Genomic DNA, 20,532 nt, shown 5'->3' with positions numbered 1-20,532 from the left:
ATATTTCTACTTATATTGGTCTAATAACTGCTCGAACTGGACTTCCATCTGCATCTGATAAGGCAAGTGGTAATGCGATTAGTTCGTAATCGCCATCTGCTACATGATCTAGTACGACATTTTCTAAAATGTGTATACCATGTTTAAACAATTGATGATGCGCTGCTAATTCTTTATCATCTAATGGATCAACTGATGGTACATCCACCCCAATTAAACGTATACCTTTTTCTGAAAGAAACGGTGCTATATCCGCACGTAAATGCGGGATTATATCTGGGAATTCATTCGCTTTACAATGTGAAGATGTGCGTAACAACAAGCGTTCTACGCCTTCTAAATGAAATTTCTCTAATTCCTTTTTCCCAATGCTTTCAAGATTAGAAACGTCAATGATTCGCGTAGGTCCGACATAAACTTGAATATCTAAATCTAACACTTTCTTTCCATCATTATCAAAATGAAACGGTGCATCAATATGAGTGCCTGTATGAATACTCATAGTTAACTTTCCGACATTTACTGAGCCACTCTCTTCTTTTGACCATGATACTTCATACGAGAACGGTGTATCCCCTGGCCAAGTAGCAATATCATTATTTAGCGGTTGTGAAATATCAATCCACTCTGATGTTTTCATACTTATGCCACAACCTCTCGCTTATTTTCAAATTGCTTATACTCTTCATCTTTCATAATTTTCTTTAAAATCATAACAGACTGCCATACTTCTTCGTACGTATTATATAAAGCAACTGGCGCAAGTCTCACTCCATTTGGCGCTCTAAAATCTGGAATTACTCCATTTGCTTTTAACGCTTTACATATACGTGCTGCTTCTGCATGCTCTAAATAAATATGCCCGCCTCGTTTTTCATCCTCAAATGGATTTCCAATTGTAAATCCGAAATTTTTTAATTCATGATCAATCAAATTAAGCATGTATCTTGTAATATGTAATGATTTTTCGCGTAAACGTTCTATACCAGCATCTTTAAAAATTTCAAGAGAACCGATTAAAGGTGCAGTACTTAATACATGTGGTGTACCAATTTGATAAGCACCTGCATGATCAGCAGCTGTTAATGTATGTTCCATATCAAACTGCTTATCTTTTCTAGAACTAAACCAACCTGATAATCCAGGAAGTCTATTAAAATGCTTTTTATTTACATAAAGCCCTGCAACGCCACCAGGTCCCGCATTTAAGTATTTATAATTACACCAAATCGCGAAATCAACATCCCACTCTTTGAAATGATGCGGAATAGAACCGATTGAGTGACATAAATCGAACCCGATATGAATACCACGCTTATGTGCTTCCGCTGTTAAACGTTTCATATCAAGAATTTGGCCGCTTCTATACAGTACAGAAGGCAATAAAATTAAAGCGACATCATCTGTCATCGCATGAATAATATCATCTTCAGAAAGTGTTCTACCGTCTCGGCTCTTCACTCGTACTAAATGCTCATCTGGATCTAGGCCCTTTAATCGAATTTGACTTTGAAGTGCATATATATCGGACGGGAATGTTAATTCATCAGCAAGAATTTTTGTCCGAATTCCTTTCGGCTCATAGAAAGTTGCGATTACTTGATGAATATTCGTTGTCGTGGAACCGGTTACAATAGTTTCTTCTGGTAAAGCTCCAATAAGAGGTGCAGTCAATTCACCTAATTTCTCCGAAAGGAAAAACCACGGATGCTCACCCTCGGTCCAGCCGTCAATGCCATACTCTTTCCATGAATCTAGCAAAGTAAGTAACGATTTCTCTGCTCTTTTTGAAAGTAGCCCTAATGAGTTTCCATCTAAATATATTGTTCCTTCTTTTTTATAAAATTCAGTTTGAAAATCTTTCAGTTCATCATGTTTATCACATTCAAGCGCATACTCATAAGTTGGTTGAAATGGTTCTTTATACATGGTGTCACCTTCTCTTAATTTTCTTTTTATTCTAACTAATTGAAATATATCACCTTAGTTGATATAACGTCAATGATATTATGTCAGTTGACTTTATATATGAATTTCTTTTACAATACAGTTATATTTTCAGATATTTCAGTATAAAGAGGTGATTCTTTGAAAAACACTACTCTTTCATCAAGAAAACACCGCTCCTTAGAAACAAAGAAGAAACTATTACACTCTGGTTACACTATTTTTATTCGTAACGGATTTCAAAAAACGACAATTACACAAATTATTAAATACGCTGAAACCGGTTATGGCACGGCATATGTATACTTTAAAAACAAAGATGATCTCCTCATCGTTTTAATGGAAGATGTTATGAATCAATTTTATAATATCGCTGAGCGCTCTTTTTCGCCTCAAACGACAGAAGAAGCACGTACAATGATTCAAAATCAAGTTAAAGCATTTCTACAATTAGCAGAGAAAGAACGAGCAATTTTACAAGTTGTAGAAGAAGCGATCGGGTTATCAAAAGAGATACGTCAAAAATGGGATGAGATTCGAGAAAGATTTATAAACAGTATTGCGCAGGATATTACGCACTCTCAAAAAAGTGGATTAGCACATACTGAATTAAATAAAGAAATTGTAGCGCGTGCTTGGTTCGCTATGAATGAGATGTTTCTTTGGACTATTGTGCAAAATGATAAAAAGATCGACTTAGAGGAGATTGTGCATACGTTAACTGAGATGTATACGACCGGGTTATATAAATAGCACACCTTCAATAAATAAGGTGTGCTATTTTACATCTATAAAAATATTTTATCAGGGTATGGTAGTGCTAAAGGAGGCTTTTCAGATAATGAGAAATATTGTAGTTTTAAAGATTCACCATCTATTGATTTCAGTTTCCCACTAGTAATTTCACATTCAAACACAACAACAATATATTCTACTTGATCGCCATTCGGATATGTATGGCGATACTCTTCTCCTCCAAACACCCCTTTTTGTTTTTTTACTTGCACTTTCAATCCTGTTTCTTCCCACACTTCACGAACTACCGCTTCTTCTGGAGTTTCTCCAGGCTCAATTGCTCCAGCTGGCAAGCTCCAGTATTCTCCGCCAGGATATTGAAATAAGATTTCCCCTTGCTCATTTTTAATAACAGCAGCTACACTCGGTATTAGAATTAGTTCATGGCCTAATTGTTCGCGAATCTTTCTATAATATAATGAGATTGACATATATTTCACCCCTTTTAAATCCAATTCGAAACAATACTGATTCATAGACTCCTGGCTAGGTGTTTTTAACTTTGCCAAAACGGTAGAAGTAATGATAAGAAAGAAGATGTTGCATAAAACACATAATTTTTTTCAACAAAACCAAATACAGTACTATAATTTATTTGAGTTTGCATTCGTGCAAACTTTATTTATAAGACTTCTACTATGCATAGAAAAGAGGATATTTGTTTCTAAATGAAATAAATAATCCTCTCTTTCTAAATGAAATAAATAATCCTCTCTTTCTAATACTTAAATTCACGTATAATATCTATATTTTGTAATTAAGCGTCTATTTTAGTAATAGCATTCTTCATTCGCTTTTTACCCCTAAGCCAGGTAATGGTGATAGAGGCAATAAGAATGAATCCAAGATAGCCCGTTATAGGATATATAGTTCCTACTAATTTAGTGAATCCGATAAAACTAGCACTAAATGCCACAATTCCAAATAGAACAACAAACATTTTAAATGTTGGTAATTCTGGTTTTATAACCCTTGCTGTGAAAGCATATAACATTCCTACTGCAGTATTGTAAATCATACCTAATAATACAATAGACATCAGCATGCCAAATATTGGAGAAATCTCATTAGCCAAAAATAGTATAGGCATATCTACGTCTGTAATTTTATTTAGTTTAGTGAGCATACCAAGATTAATAAGTAAAATAAGGATGCCTAATCCTATACCACCGAATATCCCTCCAAGTCCCGCTTTTTTTTCATCTTTTATCGTTCCTCCCATCACGATAAGCATAGCAGCACCTGCGGCAATGTTATATGAAACGTATAATAACGCTCCTAATCCCCAATTAGATGCAGCTGCGTTTTGTTTATCTGCAATTTGTTGCAATTCATTAAAACCCATATCCATTGTAATAAAAGAATAAACAGCAATGATGATAACAAGCACAAGTAAAAACGGTGTAACAAGCCCAATTATCGAAATAACCCTTTGAATATTAAAACAAACTGTTACAATAGTTAATACAGTCATAATGATATTACCGATAATACTTGGAATACCAAACTGCTGTTCAAAAATCGAACCTGCCCCAGCCATCATGACAGCTGTTACACCAAATAAGAAAAATGTTATGATTATATCAACAACTATACCGAGGTATGAGCCGCAAATGTAGTAAATCACATTTTTATGAGAATTTGTCTGTAAACGACTGCCCAGTTGAGTTAAATTCATTCCTAAAAATGCAAAAAGAATAGTTGCAACACATGCTCCCAGAATACTTACCCATCCGAAATTTGTGAAAAATTGTAAAACCTCCTGTCCTGAAGCAAATCCTGCTCCGACAATTAAACCAATAAATGCCCCTGCAATTCGAGTACTTTCCTTCATACTTACCTCCTTTTTAATCTGAATTTTCTGATAAATTAATGTGAATAAAGACCAGGAGGAACACGTCCTCCCTTTAGCTATATTAAATATATTTTTTTTCAAAAACTGTAAATCGCTTAATCATTTCTCGATCTGGTTCATAGCCAATCCCTGGTCGCTCTGGAATGATAATCATTCCATTTTCAACAACTACCTCAGGTTCTATAATGTCTTGCTCCCAATAGCGAGAAGATCCTGCAGTATCGCCAGGCATAATAAAGTTTGATAATGTTGTTAAAGCAATATTATGTGCTCTCCCTATACCCGATTCCAGCATACCACCGCACCAAACTGGAATACCTTGTTCCTGGCACAAATCATGTATTTGTTTAGACTCAGTTAGCCCTCCAACTCTTCCAATTTTTATATTGATAATCTTACAACTTCCTAGTTCAATTGCTTTTCTAGCATCCTCATAAGAATGAATACTCTCATCCAGACAAATTGGAGTTAAAAGTTCCCTTTGCAACTGCGCATGATCAACGATGTCATCTGAGGCTAAAGGTTGCTCAATCATCATTAAATCAAATTCATCAAGCTCTTTTAATCGTTCTATATCTTTTAGTCGATAGGCAGAATTGGCATCAGCCATCAATGGAACATTAGGAAACTGTTTCCGGACTTCCCTGATCACCTCGACATCCCAACCCGGTTTTATTTTTATTTTCATTCTTTTATATCCTTCATTAACATACTCATCAACCAATTGAAGTAAATCGTCAACCTTTTCCTGGATGCCAATACTAATCCCAACTTCTATTGCTTTCTTCTCTCCACCAAGGGCGAATGCGAGCGGAATTCCTTTTTGCTTTGCATATAAGTCCCAAATAGCACCCTCAATAGCAGCCTTTGCCATATTGTTCTTACGAATATATGATAGGCATTCAAATACTTCCTGTGGATGTTCAATTTCTTTATTGAGTATACTAGGAATAATAAAATCTTCTAACATATGCCAATTTGTCTTTAGAGTTTCTTCGTTATACCAGGGCGAATGAAATGCAACCGATTCTCCCCATCCGCTAATACCGTTTTCATCCTTCGCTTCAAGCAAGAGAAACTCTTTGTCTTGGAATGTTCCAAAACTTGTCGTGAACGGCGCTTTCAATTGCATTTTTATACGTCGTAAAATAATCTCTTTTACTATCATTTTTCATTTCCCCCTCTATATTTAGATAAGTATAAGTGTATTTTTATCCTCCGCTATTGAATCCTTCTCATAATTCCGTTCTTCTCTAAGTCTTGTTGCTTGACAAAAACATAATAGTGCACAAGTTCATTAGTATCTTTTATTAATGAAACAGCAACATACTGATATGAAAATAAAGTTTGAAAGATTTCCCTCGTTTTAAAACGCCAATCAATTGCAAGTTCATAATCTTTATTTTTCACTTGTTGAAAGCTAGATGGTACCGGTACTAATATAGGTTGATCCATAGTAGCAATACAATGTAGACCTTGCTCAATATTTATAAGTTTTGGCAAATGATTCTTCGATTGTATCCACTGAAAAATATGTTGCGCTTGTTTCATATAATCCTCTTGCCGTTTAGAAATATGAGAACTATTAATCCACCATTCAACTTTAAAACGATCCGAAGGAAGTCCCCGATTCAAGTTATCTTCCATTTCTCCATAGCAATTTTCCATATATGTAGAACAAAAAGCACGTAACTTCGATAAATTTAAATAAGCATTTCGTGTTTCAAGTGGATCATACGTCCATGTGATTAAGTTATATCCCTTTTCATAAGCAAGTTCTTTTTGAACTTGTTTTAGTCTAACTCCAACTCCTTTTCCTTGATGACTTGGATGAATACCAAGCATGTGGGAACATAGATAGTTTTGTCCTTCAAGAAAACCAGGAAAACTGTAGCAAAATCCAATCATTTCCTCATTTATAAAAGCTCCTAGTAAAAGACCTCCATTTTGGGAAGCTGTAATTGTTTGGTGAAGAGGAATTGGTTCCATATTCCATACATCTTTTTCAAGATTTTGCACAAACTTCATCTCGTGATAACTGTTTAATTCACGTATTTCAATTGGTGAATTCACGCTAACTCCCCCGTTTTATATGCTTTTATTGTATTTAATACTGTCCTTGCTAGAATTTCTATACCAGTATATATAGCATTTTGATTAAAGGTCATCTGCGGATGATGAAGTCCTGGCTGCAAATCGCACCCTAATCCCAACATAGTTGCTTTAACGGTTGGATTTTTTAACGTATAAAAATGAAAATCTTCCCCACCTGAAGTAATTATAGGCTCTCGAAGCAGTTGTTCACCTAAGGATTCCACAATCGCTTTTTTCATGAAATGCTGAGCTTCTTTATTTACCTCAGCGGCAGCTACACTCGCTTTTGTTTCTAGCTCAATTTCAACCCCATAAATCTTTTCCATACTCTTAACAATATTCTCGATTTTTTCGGTAAGTTCATTCATGACTCCATTTGTTTGCGCACGCAAATCTATACTAAATGATGCTTTACCTGGAATAATATTTCCTGCCTCACTCCCGGCATAGAACTTTGTCATTTTCGCGGTGTAAGGCACCATCGGGTCTAAATGAATGCTTTTCATTTCATTAATTATAGAAGCCCCAATTTCAATCGAATTTTGCCCCAGATGTGGTCGTGCTCCATGTGCATCTTCACCATGGATTTCACCTACTATAAATTTTGCTGCCCCATGATAAATTGCAGGTATAGCTTGACCATCTTGTAATTCTTGAATTGGTCTAAGGTGAACACCATATAAAAAATGCACATCATCCAACACGTTTTTTTCAATCATTTTTAATGCGCCTGTTCCCTTTTCTTCCGCAGGTTGAAAAATGAATTTAAGTTTAACAGTGGAAACATCTAACTTTTGAAATAAAAGCATTGTACCAAGAACTATGGCCATATGTGCATCGTGACCGCAAGAATGTTTCGCTTGAAATTGACCATCAACCTCTTGCCAGAGCGCATCCATATCTGTACGTAAAGCAATGCAAAAGTCTCCGGTTCCTACCTCACTGACAAGACCTGGACAATCATCAAAGGTTTGCACAATAAAGCCCCGTTCTTGTAAAAAACGTTGGATATATGCCGTTGTTTTATATTCCTTCCAACTAATTTCTGGATGATTATGTAAGTATTCGTAGACTGAATCAATCGTCGACTTAAGTTCTTGTATATATTCCTTCAATTTTTCTTCTCCTCACTTTATACAAAAAAGTAATCTCCATTCAGCTTTTCATATCGGTCCTTACGCTTTTCAAATCGCTCTTTATCTTTGATAGAAACACCGGCAACAATAGCATTCAAAAACGAAAACAGTACCGGAGTAGCATCAATCGTTGACCTCTCAGATGAATACATGGAAAAAATAGCATCTGCATATTCCCTAATTGGAGCAAGTGGTGAATCAGTAATTCCAATCACAAAAGCTCCTTGCTCCTTAGCCATCTCAGCCACTTTAATTGTTTCTTTCAAATAACGATGAAACGAAATAGTAATTAAAGTTGATCGATGATCCATCTCGCTTAAAGTACAAAGCAAATCGTTTGTTTCCGGATGAAGAATTTGAACATTTCCCCTCACTAAACCAAGAGTCATTGTAAGCCAATTAGCTGCAGAAAAAGAAGATTTTAACCCTAAAACATAGATTTTCTCCGTTTTTATTAATTGATCAACAACCTGTTCAATCTCATTTTCATCAATATTATTGATTGTTTGTTGTATATATTGACAATCTCGTTCCATGACTTTTGCATAAAAATGAGGTTGTTCAGCTAACTCGAGTTTGCTAGAAAAGTATTGTCCAAGACTGCTTTGCATTAAAAGCAGTTGCTCCCGAACCATTTTTTGAAGTTCAGAAAATCCCGATAGTTTTATAGAGTAACAAAAACGAATCACCGTTGTTTCACTGACTCCAACTTGCTCACCAATCTCACTTGCTAATTTAACAGCAAATTCGCCTGGTTGTTCTAATAAATATTTAGCAACTTTTTGTTGACCTTTAGAAAGTTGATTATATTCCTGTTGAATAATTTTTTTCAGATCCAAACATGTCATCCTTCCTAAATGAATTTAAAACTTCTATCAATCGAAAACACGAAGTCTAAACTTCACATTTGCGATTGATAGAAGATTAACACATATTACTAAAAAATTCAATAATAATTCTGAAAATTTAATCTTTTATAATAATCTCTCCTATTTTTTTATCATTACCTTAAGGGGTACCGCCACATTTCTATCAAGATAAGAAAGATAAATCCCCAATTACTGAAATATTTAACGAGAAATCTTCATAAAAATAAACCATTACCCAAAATGTTAAGTAATGGTTTATTCAATCGTTCCTTCATATGCGATTATAAAACGTTCTAGTGCTTCAATTGCATACACATCTAAAAAGTTAGTCGGTTTAAAATATGGTATTCTCCTAAAAACAATAAGCACAACTGAAGACGAATAGCTTCCTCTCCATTCAAACATTTCACACTCTTTAAGAGGTTTTCATGACGAAATTACATCGAGTGTAATACTGTAATCTATTTTAAGAAATCGCGGTATTGGTTCATCAGTTGTATATTGATAGCTCCTTAAATTACAGGTGCCAACTAGCGTACTTTTTCTTCATTCGGTCTACTTACAATTCCAAAAATAAATTTATATTCAATCCTCCTCTTTTTAACCTTTTTAAATCCTTCTTTCGTATCTAAAATTAAACACGTTTTCCGAAACCATATTCGTACATATAACGACTCAAAATAAATAGGTTTTATAATTCCTCGTTCTTCAAATTCAGTTCCATCTTTATTTTCAGTTTCTGTTCGAACGAACCACTTATTTCCGATGCCAATTTCAATATACTTCACATAAGTACCCCTTTCGGAAATTAATTTCTAACTATTCTATTATTTCCCCGGTAAGCGCACATTCCGACAGAACATGAGCCCATAAAGAAAAAGTAGATTACAAAAATCTACTTTATAACTTATATTTTTGCATCCGTTTATAAAATGTACTTCGAGGTACATCTAAAAGTTTTGCAGCTAACGAAACATTTCCATTCGTCTTTTCTAGCGCTTCAATCATACTATCACGCTGTATTTTTTCACGGAAATTCAATGTATTCTCTGTTTTATTTTCTGTTTGCAATTCAAGCTGATGTTGATTTCCCATCATTGTTTGTAATAAAAAAGAGATTTGTTTTTCGCATATTTCCCGTCCTTGCGACAAAATGTATATGCGTTCTAATACATTTAATAATTCCCGAATATTTCCGGGCCATGTATGCAGCGCAAATTGATTACAAATACTTTTTGGAAATACAATATTCCAATTCTTTCGTTCACAAAATTGTTGTATGAAGTACGGAATATCCTCTTTTCTTTCTATTAACGATGGAACATATAGTGGATAAACATGTAAACGATAATATAAATCTTGACGAAATTTCCCTTCTTCTACTAATCGCAATAAATCTTTATGTGTCGCAGTAATAATACGAATATTTACCGGTACCTCTTTTGAACTGCCAATTGGGGTTACTGTTCGTTCTTGTAAAACACGCAATAATGCGATTTGCATCTCTGGTGGCACTTCACCAATTTCATCTAAAAATATTGTTCCTCCGTCTGCTTGTTCGAATTTCCCTTTATATCCTTGGCGCCGTGCACCTGTAAATGCTCCTTCAGCATAACCGAACAATTCACTTTCCATTAATTCTTTCGGTAATGAACCGCAGTTAACAGCTATAAAAGGGCCATTTTTTCTTGGACTATTTTCATGAATCGCTCTCGCTACATATTCTTTTCCTACACCTGTTTCACCACAAACATATACACTTGCGTCAGTTGGTGATACAAGCTTAATTTCTTCTAATGTATGTTGAAATGCACTACTTGTCCCAATTACTCCAGGAAAAGTGATGCCATTTATAAATGGGGACGTCGAAAATGATTTTACTTGTTTATTTTCCTTTACATAAATACATTTCCCAATCATTCTATTATTACTGTATACTGGAACTTCTAATTTAGTTTTCAATCCATAGTGCATTAAATCTGCAAGTTTCATTCGTGACCAATTACATACTCGTTCCCGAACCCTCTTGCTCGCAGAAACGATAACATCACGATGATTACAAATTACAACTTGTTCATCACTATCAATTACATCTAAAAAACGATGGATTAAATGCAGTTCATTTTGATGTACTCGAATACTACATTCACGTTCAATCGCATGTGCAATCGAAGTTACCATTCCGAGCATATATGGATGCGAAAATTCAATTGGACAGGAGAAATCTAGAACACCAATTAATTTCCCATCATCGTTATGAATGGGAGCAGCCGCACAGCTCCAGCTATGAGATGCGACAGAATAATGCTCTGTACCACTTATCATAATAGCCTCTTCAATCTCAAGCGCTGTTCCTATCGCATTTGTACCAACAGCCGCTTCCGTCCATTTCACACCTTCAATGAAATTAATCTGTTTCGCTCGTTGCAACGTTTGTTTATTTCCACTTAACGATAGAACGTAACCGTCTGGATCGATTAATAATGCCATCATTTGCAGTTCATCAATGGTTTTTCTCATATTTTGTATTTGAGGTATCGCTATATCTAAGAAGATTTCACTCTTTTTCTTTTGGTCTTGAAAAATATCAGAAGACAAAATTTTCTGACCTTTATTCATATGAGGATTCACATTTGCTTGTTTACATCGATACCATGACTCTGAAATTCTTTCGTTTATACGGTTCGAATCAAGGACACCTTCATCAACAAACTTTTTCCATGTATGTAAGTAAAACGGTGAAGCTAACATTGTATCATCTCCCTACTTATTGTTTTGGAGATCTGTAAAAAACATACTTTTATTATAAAACTGAATAAAAGCGTTTTCAACAAAACTAGAAAGACGACACAAATATGTTAATAATTTGAATATCTTAATACGCTTCTTTATTCTTTTTTAGTAGCACTATGTTTTGTACAATGGACGCAAAGAAAATACATAACCAAAACCACATTTGTGGATTACCATTTATAAAGAAAATAATTACGGCTATTGCAAATAAAATAGTAGCTGCTACACTAAAATATAATTTTGTTTTCATTCCCACCATCTCTCACCTCTCTATCACTTTATAGTACATACTAACTCTTCATTTTTCATCTCTACTATGTACTCCTGTAAAACATATTCTCTTCCGCCATGCTTTTCATACCATTCATGTATTCTTCTAGCATGCTTCTCGTCATTTCTAATCTTTGATTCTATTTCTTTATACTGTTCATAACTATCATATTCCCATATGGCAAACACTTCGCTCGTACCATTCTTATTATCTTTCATCCAGCGTCCTATTAGCCTGGAACCATACTTTAACTGATTAGGTAAATTCGTGTTATTAAAATGCTCATTAAATATTTCTACAAATTCATTCTTTACTATATAGTACTTTCTTCTGTAAAACATATATTTTCACCTCTTTTATGAACAGACTCAAATACACCTTCCCATTACTACCGTATTATAATACTTCCCATCCGACAGCCTTTTATCATTTTTTAAAATACCTTCTACTTCAAAACCTAATTTTTTATATAGCTGAATGGCTTTTTCATTTGTCTCTAATACTTGTAATGATATCTTTTTAATCTCATTTTCATCAGCCCAATGAATAGATTGTTGCAATAGACTCTTACCTATTCCATATCCCCAAACCTCTTTTAAAATACAAACGCCAAATTCTACTTTATGAGATAATCTCTTCAAATTTGAGCCTTCGCATCTTGAAAATCCAACGATTCGATCATGTACTTCCGCAACTAAAAACAGGTTCTTACTCTCTTCACTATCTGTTTTTATTATGTTTTGGAATCCTATCTTATCTATAAATCCCTCTCCAGCTTCTCTATCCATATTTTCAGTTTCTCCATCGATCTGAACTCTAATTTCCGATAACTGTTCCGCATCTGTTTCAGCTGCAGAACGAATTGTATAAACTAATCCATTTATGTGAAACTCTTGCCTTTTTATAATCATGTTAAACTCCTTTTAAATGCAGTCTATTGATGCTATTATAATTTCTTTACCTTGTTTCTCAAATTCTTGAATCGTTTCTTTACTAGCCTCCGAATCTGTTATTATAAGGTCGATTTCAATCAGTGACTCTCCTTTTATAAAGTAGTCTATTCCAAGTTTATTATGAGGAGCTAAACAAATATTTCTTCTAGCAATCTTACTTACTGTTTTACTAAAAAAAGCAACTTCCGGTGTTGCAGTACTTATACCGTTTAATGAAATGCCACCACCTGTAGAGAAATTAAGATCAATAGAAAATCTACTTATCAACTCTGAGGCAAGTGTATCTGTCATATTTCCTGATGGTTTCACCATTCCACCAATTAAGTACGTATCAATGTTCTTATATTCCCGTAACGTACTAGCAATTTCTAAAGCATTCGTAATAACTGTAAATGATGTTTCAGGTAAATATTTTAACATGGCATAATGAATAGAAGCTCCACCAATAAAAACGGAATCTCCTTTTTGTATATAAGAAGCTGCGATTTTTGCAATTGCATCTTCATATACAGAACCATTACTATAACGTTTCAATGGCTTGGCAGCTAAATTCCTTACTCTAGCAAGTTCAATTGCACCTCCGTGTGTTCTTTTTAATAAGCCATCCTTCTCCATAATAGACAAATCTCTTCTTATTGAATCGATAGACATATCGAAACTTTCCGCAAGATCCTTTGCAATTACCCTTCCATTTTTCTTAAGTAACTCTAAAATTTTCTCTCTACGCTCTTCAGTAAACATGTGTTCACCGCCATTATTGAAGACTCTGAAATCTTATCCTTATTTTAATTATATGCATGTCTCTTCCGCTTTACAATATTTTCAATTCTTATTCACTCCGTTTTATTCAGCTTTTTCCCTCTTTCTATTCTCTTAACTGGATAACGAAATAAATGTATATTTACATATTCCACAAACACACTTCCATTTATCTTCCTATTGATGTAAAATTATTCCTATGTTTTACTTTTTAACACAGAAAGGAATTACTATGAAATCTATAATGAAAGTAACTTGTACAGCACTATTATTTACAGGACTAATGGCAGGATGTAATGGGAATACTGCACCAAAACAAGAAAAGGGCGCTCTTGAAAAGAATGCAATGCGTTATGGTGAAATAGTTAAAAACGAATACTATAGAGCAACTGTTGAAAATGCAAAGTTTGAAAAAATAGACAAAGAACGGCGCATTACTACTCGTGTTATGATTAATAATGTTCGAGACGATGGACAAACTATTGATCTTTCGGAAATAAAATATTTCATACAAGATGAAAAAACTGGTCAGAAATATGAAGGTGAAGCACATCCGATATATGACGAGCACTATAAAAATGTTCCACATGAATTCTCTTTAACTACTGACGTTGTATTTGAACTGAAAACTTCACCAAAAGATTTAAATAATATGTATCTATACATAGATAGCAAAGCTGCACCGTTAACAGATACATATTGGAAGCTGGATCATTTAGTATCTAAATAAAAAGACCAGTCTTAAATGACTGGTCTTTTTACACTCATGTATCTATTTTTCATTAACATTTACATTGATTTACTAATAACAACTTGAATTACATCAGCTAAACCAGTGTGCCCTTTCCCTTCAACTCGCTCTTGTTCCCCATTAAAGAAATGAATTACCTCATGTTCTTCACACCAAGTAAGAATATCAATTGGATCATACAGCATATCAATATCTTTTGGCCCACCAGTACCATAATTGATTTGTTTTTTGGAGTAAACTTCAAACATTATTAATCCACCAGGCCTTATCGTTTGTATCATTTTATCTAATATCATTTTTTGATGATCATTATGAAAATGTCCAAATACCATAATTGCCGCATCATATTCATTTACTGGCAAACTATCAGCTAATAAATCTACTTTTTGTGTGTGTACGTCTACGTTATGCTTCATAGCCAATTTTTTTGTCTTTTCTAATCCATCTTCCGAGTAATCAATAGCTGTCACTTTATGTCCTTGTCTTGCTAGAAATATAGCATTTCTACCTTCTCCCTCTGCGAAAGCTATTACTTTATTATGATTTGCTAAACGAAATGCTTGTTCTCTAATAAATGTATTAGGTTCTTCCCCGTAAAAATATTCATCTGATTTATATCGATCATTCCAAAAGTTATTCATCATCATCTCTCCTTCTTCATATCATTTTCTAGTTAGAACCGCTCATCTGTAATATCACTATTAATAGCTATTGCTGCTTTATTCCCATGTGATGCAGCAATAATTAATGAGGATGGTCCTTGAATCATTGTTTCTCCTGCTAAGTAAATATTTTTTTCTGAAGTACGTCCAAAATCATCAATTACAAAAGTTCCATTACTTTGCAACTCACAACCAAGTTGTTCTATAAATTGATTTGGTCTAAAGAAAGTAGGTACTATAAATCCTCCAGCCCTTTCAATCCGTAAACCTGAATAAAACTCTACTTCTTTTAAATAACCTTCTTCGCCTTGTAGTGCACGTATAGGTTCTGTAATAACAGGTATATTTTTATTAGACAGTTCATCCATAATAGCTTGACTTAGCTCATTACCATTTGTTGCGATTACCAAATCGGTAGACCAATTATAAACTAATTTTGTCATATGCAACGTATAATCTTCGTTTTCAGAAATAATAATGAGCGGTTGATCTTTTAATTCCCATCCATCACAATACGGACAGCTAAATAAACTTTTCCCATAGTATTCTCGAACATTAGGAATAGATGGGAATTCTTCCTGTATACCCGTCGCTAATAAAACTCTTTCTGCCAAATATTTCGTGTGATCTTTGGTCACAATTTCAAATAAACCAGTGGATTGTTTTGTTATCATTACAACTGCTTTTTCATAATAATGAACTGATGGATACTTCATCAATTCATTTAATCCTATTTCCTTAAACTCTTCAGGTTTAATCCCGTCACGCGTAATAAATCCGTGAGAATTTTGTGTTACACGATTCCTATTCGTTTTATTATCAAATAACGCTATTTGTTTACGAGCTCTTCCTAAAACTAAACTCGCATTAAGTCCGGCTGGTCCTGCACCTATTACTGCACAGTCTATATATTTCATAAGCAAATATCCTCCATGAATGAATAAATTTAACTATAATTAAAGATATTAAAGAGTTCTTTTATCTTTAATATCTTTAAAAATAAAAGCGGATTAAAAATCCACTTTTATTTTTTTCGCAAGATCTACAATTTTTTGATTTCGTAACTCTTCTTCCATTTTCTCTTCTGCTGCGAGCATTGCTTCATTAATTAAACATCCAGGTTTTTCATGTAAACAACATTCAAACAATGATGTTTTACCTTCAATCGCATGTATAATATCTAAAAATGAAATATCTTCCCAATTATGACTAAGCGAATAACCACCTTTTGGACCAGATGATGAATGTATCATCCCTTCCTTTGTTAACTTAGTTAGTATTTTAGACAAGTACGTTGATGAAACATTTTGCATTTCTGCTAATTGGTGAACGCTAACTAACTTATTGGGTGTTGCCTTTGCCAGAAAAAGCATTGTATGAAGAGCATAATTTGTAGCTTTAGAATATTTCATAGTACAGCTCCTATTGTAGACTTCATATATCTACAATAACTTTATTTCTGTATCCTGTCAAACATTTGTAATACTCCATGCAAAATTATCTCTCTTCAAGTAATACATCGGCTGCGCAAATCGTTACTTCTCTAAATGGATAGTCAAATAAAACCCCTAGTTCAAAACCCTCTCCAGCAAGATCTATTTCATGACTTAACCACCAAGAACCTTCAAAATTTTCCGGAATAGAACATTTCGTTACTCCTGTAAAAGTTACTTGTAGTTTATCAAATTCACTGAAAGTACCACTGCAATCTAAAGTTATAATTAGCGTAGATTCTGATTTTCTCTCCACTGATTTGACTACACTGTCATGTAGTGAGTATTCATGTAGTTGAACGACATTCTGCGCGAGCTTTTCTTTTATAGACTTATAATTATCTATATAGGCTTGCTCTAAATCATTCATTCTTTTCTCATAATCTTTTGTCCACTCAAGCATAAGTCTCTTTAATTTTTCCGTTGGGTATTCTGAATTAATTGTATTGTCATGAATGTATGGATGCAGTGATTTAGGGAGGAACTTTAATAAATCTTCTTTCTTTTCTTCCACGTCTTCTCTCAAACTTTGCTTATAATCTATTCCTACCTTTTCGCTCTCTCGCAACATCTCTTCCCATTCTTCTACTGTTTCTGAAAAAATTAAAAATCCAGACACTTGCATTTCTTTATACCAATCTTTATTGAAATATTTCAATAGCTTCCCTCCTAAAACATTTTAACATCCAACAAAAGCGATACATCTATTTATTATATCATTCCAATAACTATTTTTTCTAAAGAAAAAATGCAAAACTGTAAATATTCCGCCTTTTATTTCTAAAACTTCAGAATATTTACAATAGTAGATAATTAGAATACATTTTACTAGTACAAAGATTCACATGTACAAAATCTAAACAAAAAGGGATGGTTATATGTTGAAGAAATTAGTAGCAGGTACATTAGTAGCGGGATTTGCATTAACTGGAGGACTAGGGGTAGCAAGTGCTGAAGAAAAAGGTAACACAATTAAGTCTTTTGATTATTTAAAAGTGGATGAACAGAATGTTAATTCACTTACAAAATTAAGTGATCAGGATAAGAAAGATATCCAAATTACTATGGTATTACCAGAGCAAAATGAAAATGGAGATTGGCTAGCTTATGGTTTTACTAGCCGCGAAACATTAGATGCTTATATTGAAAAGGATAAAAAAGTACTTAAAAATAAAATTAATCCTTTAGGTAGCGGTGCTGGTAGTACTGATTTTTATGAACATAAAGATAAAGGTGGCCAATATATTTACTGGAGCAGCGGCTTTAAAAACTTACCATCTAGCTGGAACGACAGAATTTCCTCTGTAAGTACAGCATCACCTTCAGCAAGTTATTCAACGACACTTTGGGAGCATACTTCAACACAAGGCTATGGAAAAGGTGTTGTATTCAAACATGCGGATTGGTACGGTAAAACTGCTAATTTAGCTGCTGATTGGAACGATATTACTTCAGCGATTGACGTAAAAAAATAATAGGATATTCAATTTTTTCTGTAAAAATTCAAACCACTATTCTCTTATTCATTTAGAGAATAGTGGTTTATTATATTTCCATCTAAGCATGTACAGCATGTCCTACCGCTTGCAATAGCGCTTCATGAATCGCTTCAGATAAAGTAGGATGCGCTGCAATATAATCTCTCATAATATCGGCAGTAACTTCTGTATGAATCATTACAGTTCCTTGTCCAATCAGTTCGGTTGCACGTGGACCAATAATAGAAATCCCTACAATTTCTTGATATTTAGGTTCCACAATGACTTTTACTTTACCCGTTTGTTCTCCAATAATAAGCGCTTTTCCATTTGCTGTAAAAGGAAATTCTCCAATTTGTATGTCACCGTACTGCTCTCTTGCATCTTTTTCTGTTAAACCGACACTAGCAATTTCTGGAGCTGTATATATACAGCGAGGTACAGCATGGTAGTTTACTTTTACATCTTCTCCACTCGCGTGTAATGCTGCCGTAGTTCCTTCATGGAAGGCAACGTGAGCAAGCTGGATTCCACCAATCACATCGCCTGCTGCGTAAATATGTGATACATTGGTTTGCATATGTTCATTCACAGAAATTCCTTTATTTGAATATTGAATGCCTGCTTTTTCTAAATCTAATTGTTGTACACGTGGTTTTCGGCCGACAGAAACGAGAACAAATTCTGGATTAACTTCTTGGATACTTCCTTCATATTCAAATGAAGCCTGCTTCTTATAATTATTTAATCCTTTTAAAGCTGCTCCTGTAAATATTTCTACACCATCATTTTCTAGTTTCCCTCTTAAAATGTGTGCGATATCTTCATCTTCACCTGGTAATAATTGCGGCGCCATTTCAACAATCGTAACTTTTGTTCCAAGACGACTATAAATACTTGCAAACTCGCATCCTATTACACCACCGCCAACGATTAATAATGATTTTGGTATATAATCTATGGACATTGCATGGCTGCTATTTAAAATCCACTTTCCGTCAAATGGAGCAAAGGGTAATGCAGTCGGTTCTGAACCTGCCGCTATAATGAACTGTTCTCCATCTACTACATCTTCTTTATCACCGTATATAACTCGCACACGATGATCCGTTTCAAATTTCGCTTTACCTTGTATAACTTTTATTTTATTTTTCTTCATTAAATATTGAATTCCTTGAACGAGCTGCGTTACGATTTGTGATTTCCTCGCCTGCATTTGCTTCCAATCAATTGATATACTTCCATTATTGAGTGTAACTCCATAATGATTCGCTTTTCTCACAATGTCATGCACTTCTGCACTTTCTAACAATGATTTTGTAGGCATGCACCCAACATTCAAACAAGTCCCGCCAAGATCAGCTTCATCAATAAGAGTGACATCTTTTCCATTTTGAGCTGCGGTAATTGCCGCTACATAGCCAGCAGGTCCGCCACCAATAACGACTAGTTTACTCATTCTCTCACCTTCTCTTTATAAAAGAATTGTTACAGGTTCTTCTAAATAACGTTTAATTGTGCGTAAAAATGCAGCTGCTGGTACACCATCTAATACACGATGATCGAATGTTAAACTTAAAGGTAACATACTGCCTTTTTTTATTTTCTTCCCTTTATATACTGGAACATGTTCAATTGCACCTACACCTAAAATACCAGTTTCAGGTGTATTTAATACTGGCGTAAAATATTCAATACCGAAGCTACCTAAATTACTAATTGTAAAGGTTGTCCCTTGCATATCATCACTACTTAAACTACCTTCTCTTGCTTTTTGTGCAACGTTTTTAATTTGTTTAGATAACTCTACTAAAGATAGATTATTAGCAAAGCGAATAGCTGGAACGACTAATCCTTTTTCTAATGCGACTGCCATGCCTAAATGAACATGTTCAAATTGATAAATTGTATCATCCATATAAGCACTGTTCATTTCTTTATGCTCTCCAAGCGCTAATACAACAGCACGAGAAACGAAATCCGTAATAGTTAGTTTGTTATCGTATCGTTTTTGTACAACTGCCGCTATTTCTTTATGTAAAGCAACTAAATCTGTAACATCTACTTTCATCGTTAATGTTAATTGCGCACTATTTTGTAAACTTGCATGCATACGGTTTGCGATTGCTTTCCGCATACCAGTAACAGGAATTACTTTACTTTCTTCTTGTTCAAGTACTTCTGGAATTGTTACTCTTTCTTCAATCGCTTTTAATACGTCTACTTTTGTAATCCTTCCGCCAGGGCCTGTACCAACTAATGCTTTGATATCTAGATTTTCAGACTTTGCAATTTTCTTCGCTACAGGTGAAATTTTGATTCTTTGCTTCGCCACTTCTTTCGCATATGGTTCTGGATGTTGGACCTTTTTAGGCTCTAGATTAGGTGCTTTTTCTTCTACAACATTTATACTTTCATTGATTTCTACTTTTTCGTTCAGCTTACCGATATAGCAAATGACAGTGCCAGGTGGAACTCCCTCATCTTCACTTACAGCTATATCAAGTACAGTTCCATCAGCTGGTGCTTCTATCTCTGTTTCAATTTTTTCTGAATTAATACTAGCAATTAATTCTCCTTTTGCCACATTATCACCCGCTTTAATATTCCAGCTCGTAATAATACCCTCTTTCATCGCCATCCCTAACTTCGGCATTACAACTTCTACAGCCATAT

Annotated in this window: 23 protein-coding genes and 1 pseudogene; 3 read left to right on the top strand and 21 right to left on the bottom strand. The window is 34.3% G+C overall.

The features are described 5' to 3' along the window. Positions 1-10: 10 nt before the first annotated feature. Entirely contained in the window at positions 11-640 is a 630-nt protein-coding gene (kynB, locus tag MR147_RS06360; protein WP_074608708.1) for an arylformamidase, read from the bottom strand. Positions 641-642: 2 nt separating this feature from the next. Then, on the bottom strand, positions 643-1,929 hold the full coding sequence (gene kynU / locus MR147_RS06355) for a kynureninase (RefSeq protein WP_074608706.1): 1,287 nt from the start codon (positions 1,927-1,929) through the stop codon (positions 643-645). A 159-nt stretch (positions 1,930-2,088) separates the two neighbouring features. On the opposite strand from kynU, the gene MR147_RS06350 reads away from it, so the two are divergent. After that, complete coding sequence (locus tag MR147_RS06350) at positions 2,089-2,700, top strand: TetR/AcrR family transcriptional regulator (protein WP_074608705.1); 612 nt, start codon at positions 2,089-2,091, stop codon at positions 2,698-2,700. 35 nt (positions 2,701-2,735) lie between these two features. Here MR147_RS06350 and MR147_RS06345 read toward each other — a convergent pair whose 3' ends face one another. The 13 genes and pseudogenes from MR147_RS06345 to MR147_RS06285 form a co-directional block, all read right to left on the bottom strand. After that, positions 2,736-3,173 (bottom strand): NUDIX hydrolase, encoded by a 438-nt coding sequence (locus tag MR147_RS06345; RefSeq protein ID WP_074608703.1) that lies wholly within the window; start codon positions 3,171-3,173, stop codon positions 2,736-2,738. Positions 3,174-3,499: 326 nt separating this feature from the next. Then, positions 3,500-4,576: a YkvI family membrane protein gene (locus MR147_RS06340; protein WP_074608701.1), complete on the bottom strand. Its 1,077-nt coding sequence runs from the start codon at positions 4,574-4,576 to the stop codon at positions 3,500-3,502. 82 nt (positions 4,577-4,658) lie between these two features. Continuing rightward, positions 4,659-5,765: an o-succinylbenzoate synthase gene (gene menC / locus MR147_RS06335; RefSeq protein WP_074608700.1), complete on the bottom strand. Its 1,107-nt coding sequence runs from the start codon at positions 5,763-5,765 to the stop codon at positions 4,659-4,661. A gap of 53 nt (positions 5,766-5,818) precedes the next feature. Beyond that, entirely contained in the window at positions 5,819-6,625 is an 807-nt protein-coding gene (locus tag MR147_RS06330) for a GNAT family N-acetyltransferase (protein WP_074608715.1), read from the bottom strand. A gap of 41 nt (positions 6,626-6,666) precedes the next feature. After that, the gene (locus MR147_RS06325; protein WP_074608698.1) at positions 6,667-7,806 is read right to left on the bottom strand and encodes a M20 peptidase aminoacylase family protein; all 1,140 of its coding nucleotides are present in this window, start codon (positions 7,804-7,806) and stop codon (positions 6,667-6,669) included. A gap of 17 nt (positions 7,807-7,823) precedes the next feature. Then, positions 7,824-8,666 carry a MurR/RpiR family transcriptional regulator gene (locus MR147_RS06320; protein ID WP_000364407.1) on the bottom strand — a complete coding sequence of 281 codons (843 nt, stop codon included), beginning with the start codon at positions 8,664-8,666 and terminating at the stop codon, positions 7,824-7,826. A gap of 291 nt (positions 8,667-8,957) precedes the next feature. Further along, positions 8,958-9,121: pseudogene (locus MR147_RS27140) on the bottom strand (ABC-F type ribosomal protection protein); the annotation flags it as partial. 105 nt (positions 9,122-9,226) lie between these two features. Then, positions 9,227-9,484 carry a DUF3977 family protein gene (locus MR147_RS06310; protein ID WP_074608696.1) on the bottom strand — a complete coding sequence of 86 codons (258 nt, stop codon included), beginning with the start codon at positions 9,482-9,484 and terminating at the stop codon, positions 9,227-9,229. 112 nt (positions 9,485-9,596) lie between these two features. Next, a complete protein-coding gene (locus MR147_RS06305; RefSeq protein WP_074608695.1) occupies positions 9,597-11,447 on the bottom strand; it encodes a sigma-54-dependent Fis family transcriptional regulator in 1,851 nt (616 codons plus the stop codon). A 124-nt stretch (positions 11,448-11,571) separates the two neighbouring features. Next, positions 11,572-11,739: a hypothetical protein gene (locus MR147_RS06300; RefSeq protein ID WP_242303907.1), complete on the bottom strand. Its 168-nt coding sequence runs from the start codon at positions 11,737-11,739 to the stop codon at positions 11,572-11,574. A gap of 23 nt (positions 11,740-11,762) precedes the next feature. Then, entirely contained in the window at positions 11,763-12,101 is a 339-nt protein-coding gene (locus tag MR147_RS06295; RefSeq protein ID WP_071728964.1) for an NIPSNAP family protein, read from the bottom strand. Positions 12,102-12,128: 27 nt separating this feature from the next. Then, positions 12,129-12,671 carry a GNAT family N-acetyltransferase gene (locus MR147_RS06290; protein WP_074608693.1) on the bottom strand — a complete coding sequence of 181 codons (543 nt, stop codon included), beginning with the start codon at positions 12,669-12,671 and terminating at the stop codon, positions 12,129-12,131. Positions 12,672-12,683: 12 nt separating this feature from the next. Continuing rightward, positions 12,684-13,454, bottom strand: coding sequence for a DeoR/GlpR family DNA-binding transcription regulator (locus tag MR147_RS06285; protein WP_074608691.1), 771 nt, complete (start codon positions 13,452-13,454; stop codon positions 12,684-12,686). 250 nt (positions 13,455-13,704) lie between these two features. Between MR147_RS06285 and MR147_RS06280 the strand changes: the two genes are divergently transcribed. Continuing rightward, entirely contained in the window at positions 13,705-14,202 is a 498-nt protein-coding gene (locus MR147_RS06280) for a hypothetical protein (protein ID WP_074608689.1), read from the top strand. Positions 14,203-14,261: 59 nt separating this feature from the next. Here MR147_RS06280 and MR147_RS06275 read toward each other — a convergent pair whose 3' ends face one another. From MR147_RS06275 to MR147_RS06260, 4 genes are all read right to left on the bottom strand, one after another. Beyond that, a complete protein-coding gene (locus MR147_RS06275; protein WP_074608687.1) occupies positions 14,262-14,867 on the bottom strand; it encodes a class I SAM-dependent methyltransferase in 606 nt (201 codons plus the stop codon). A 29-nt stretch (positions 14,868-14,896) separates the two neighbouring features. Next, on the bottom strand, positions 14,897-15,802 hold the full coding sequence (locus MR147_RS06270; protein ID WP_242303813.1) for an NAD(P)/FAD-dependent oxidoreductase: 906 nt from the start codon (positions 15,800-15,802) through the stop codon (positions 14,897-14,899). A gap of 93 nt (positions 15,803-15,895) precedes the next feature. Beyond that, entirely contained in the window at positions 15,896-16,297 is a 402-nt protein-coding gene (locus MR147_RS06265) for an Rrf2 family transcriptional regulator (RefSeq protein ID WP_074608684.1), read from the bottom strand. Between the two features lie 85 nt (positions 16,298-16,382). Continuing rightward, positions 16,383-17,036 carry a DUF4085 family protein gene (locus MR147_RS06260; protein WP_242303812.1) on the bottom strand — a complete coding sequence of 218 codons (654 nt, stop codon included), beginning with the start codon at positions 17,034-17,036 and terminating at the stop codon, positions 16,383-16,385. A gap of 220 nt (positions 17,037-17,256) precedes the next feature. On the opposite strand from MR147_RS06260, the gene MR147_RS06255 reads away from it, so the two are divergent. After that, the gene (locus MR147_RS06255) at positions 17,257-17,853 is read left to right on the top strand and encodes a hypothetical protein (protein WP_000914447.1); all 597 of its coding nucleotides are present in this window, start codon (positions 17,257-17,259) and stop codon (positions 17,851-17,853) included. A gap of 82 nt (positions 17,854-17,935) precedes the next feature. Here MR147_RS06255 and lpdA read toward each other — a convergent pair whose 3' ends face one another. Together lpdA and MR147_RS06245 are read right to left on the bottom strand one after the other, a co-directional pair. Next, positions 17,936-19,315 (bottom strand): dihydrolipoyl dehydrogenase, encoded by a 1,380-nt coding sequence (lpdA, locus tag MR147_RS06250; RefSeq protein WP_074608680.1) that lies wholly within the window; start codon positions 19,313-19,315, stop codon positions 17,936-17,938. A 15-nt stretch (positions 19,316-19,330) separates the two neighbouring features. Next, the gene (locus tag MR147_RS06245; protein ID WP_242303811.1) at positions 19,331-20,530 is read right to left on the bottom strand and encodes a dihydrolipoamide acetyltransferase family protein; all 1,200 of its coding nucleotides are present in this window, start codon (positions 20,528-20,530) and stop codon (positions 19,331-19,333) included. Positions 20,531-20,532: the final 2 nt, after the last annotated feature.

It is taken from the genome of Bacillus cereus group sp. BfR-BA-01350, from assembly GCF_022663775.1.
Lineage (GTDB): Bacteria > Bacillota > Bacilli > Bacillales > Bacillaceae_G > Bacillus_A > Bacillus_A paranthracis.
Note: the sequence above shows the minus strand (reverse complement) of the source record. Positions and strands in the feature narration are given on the sequence as shown.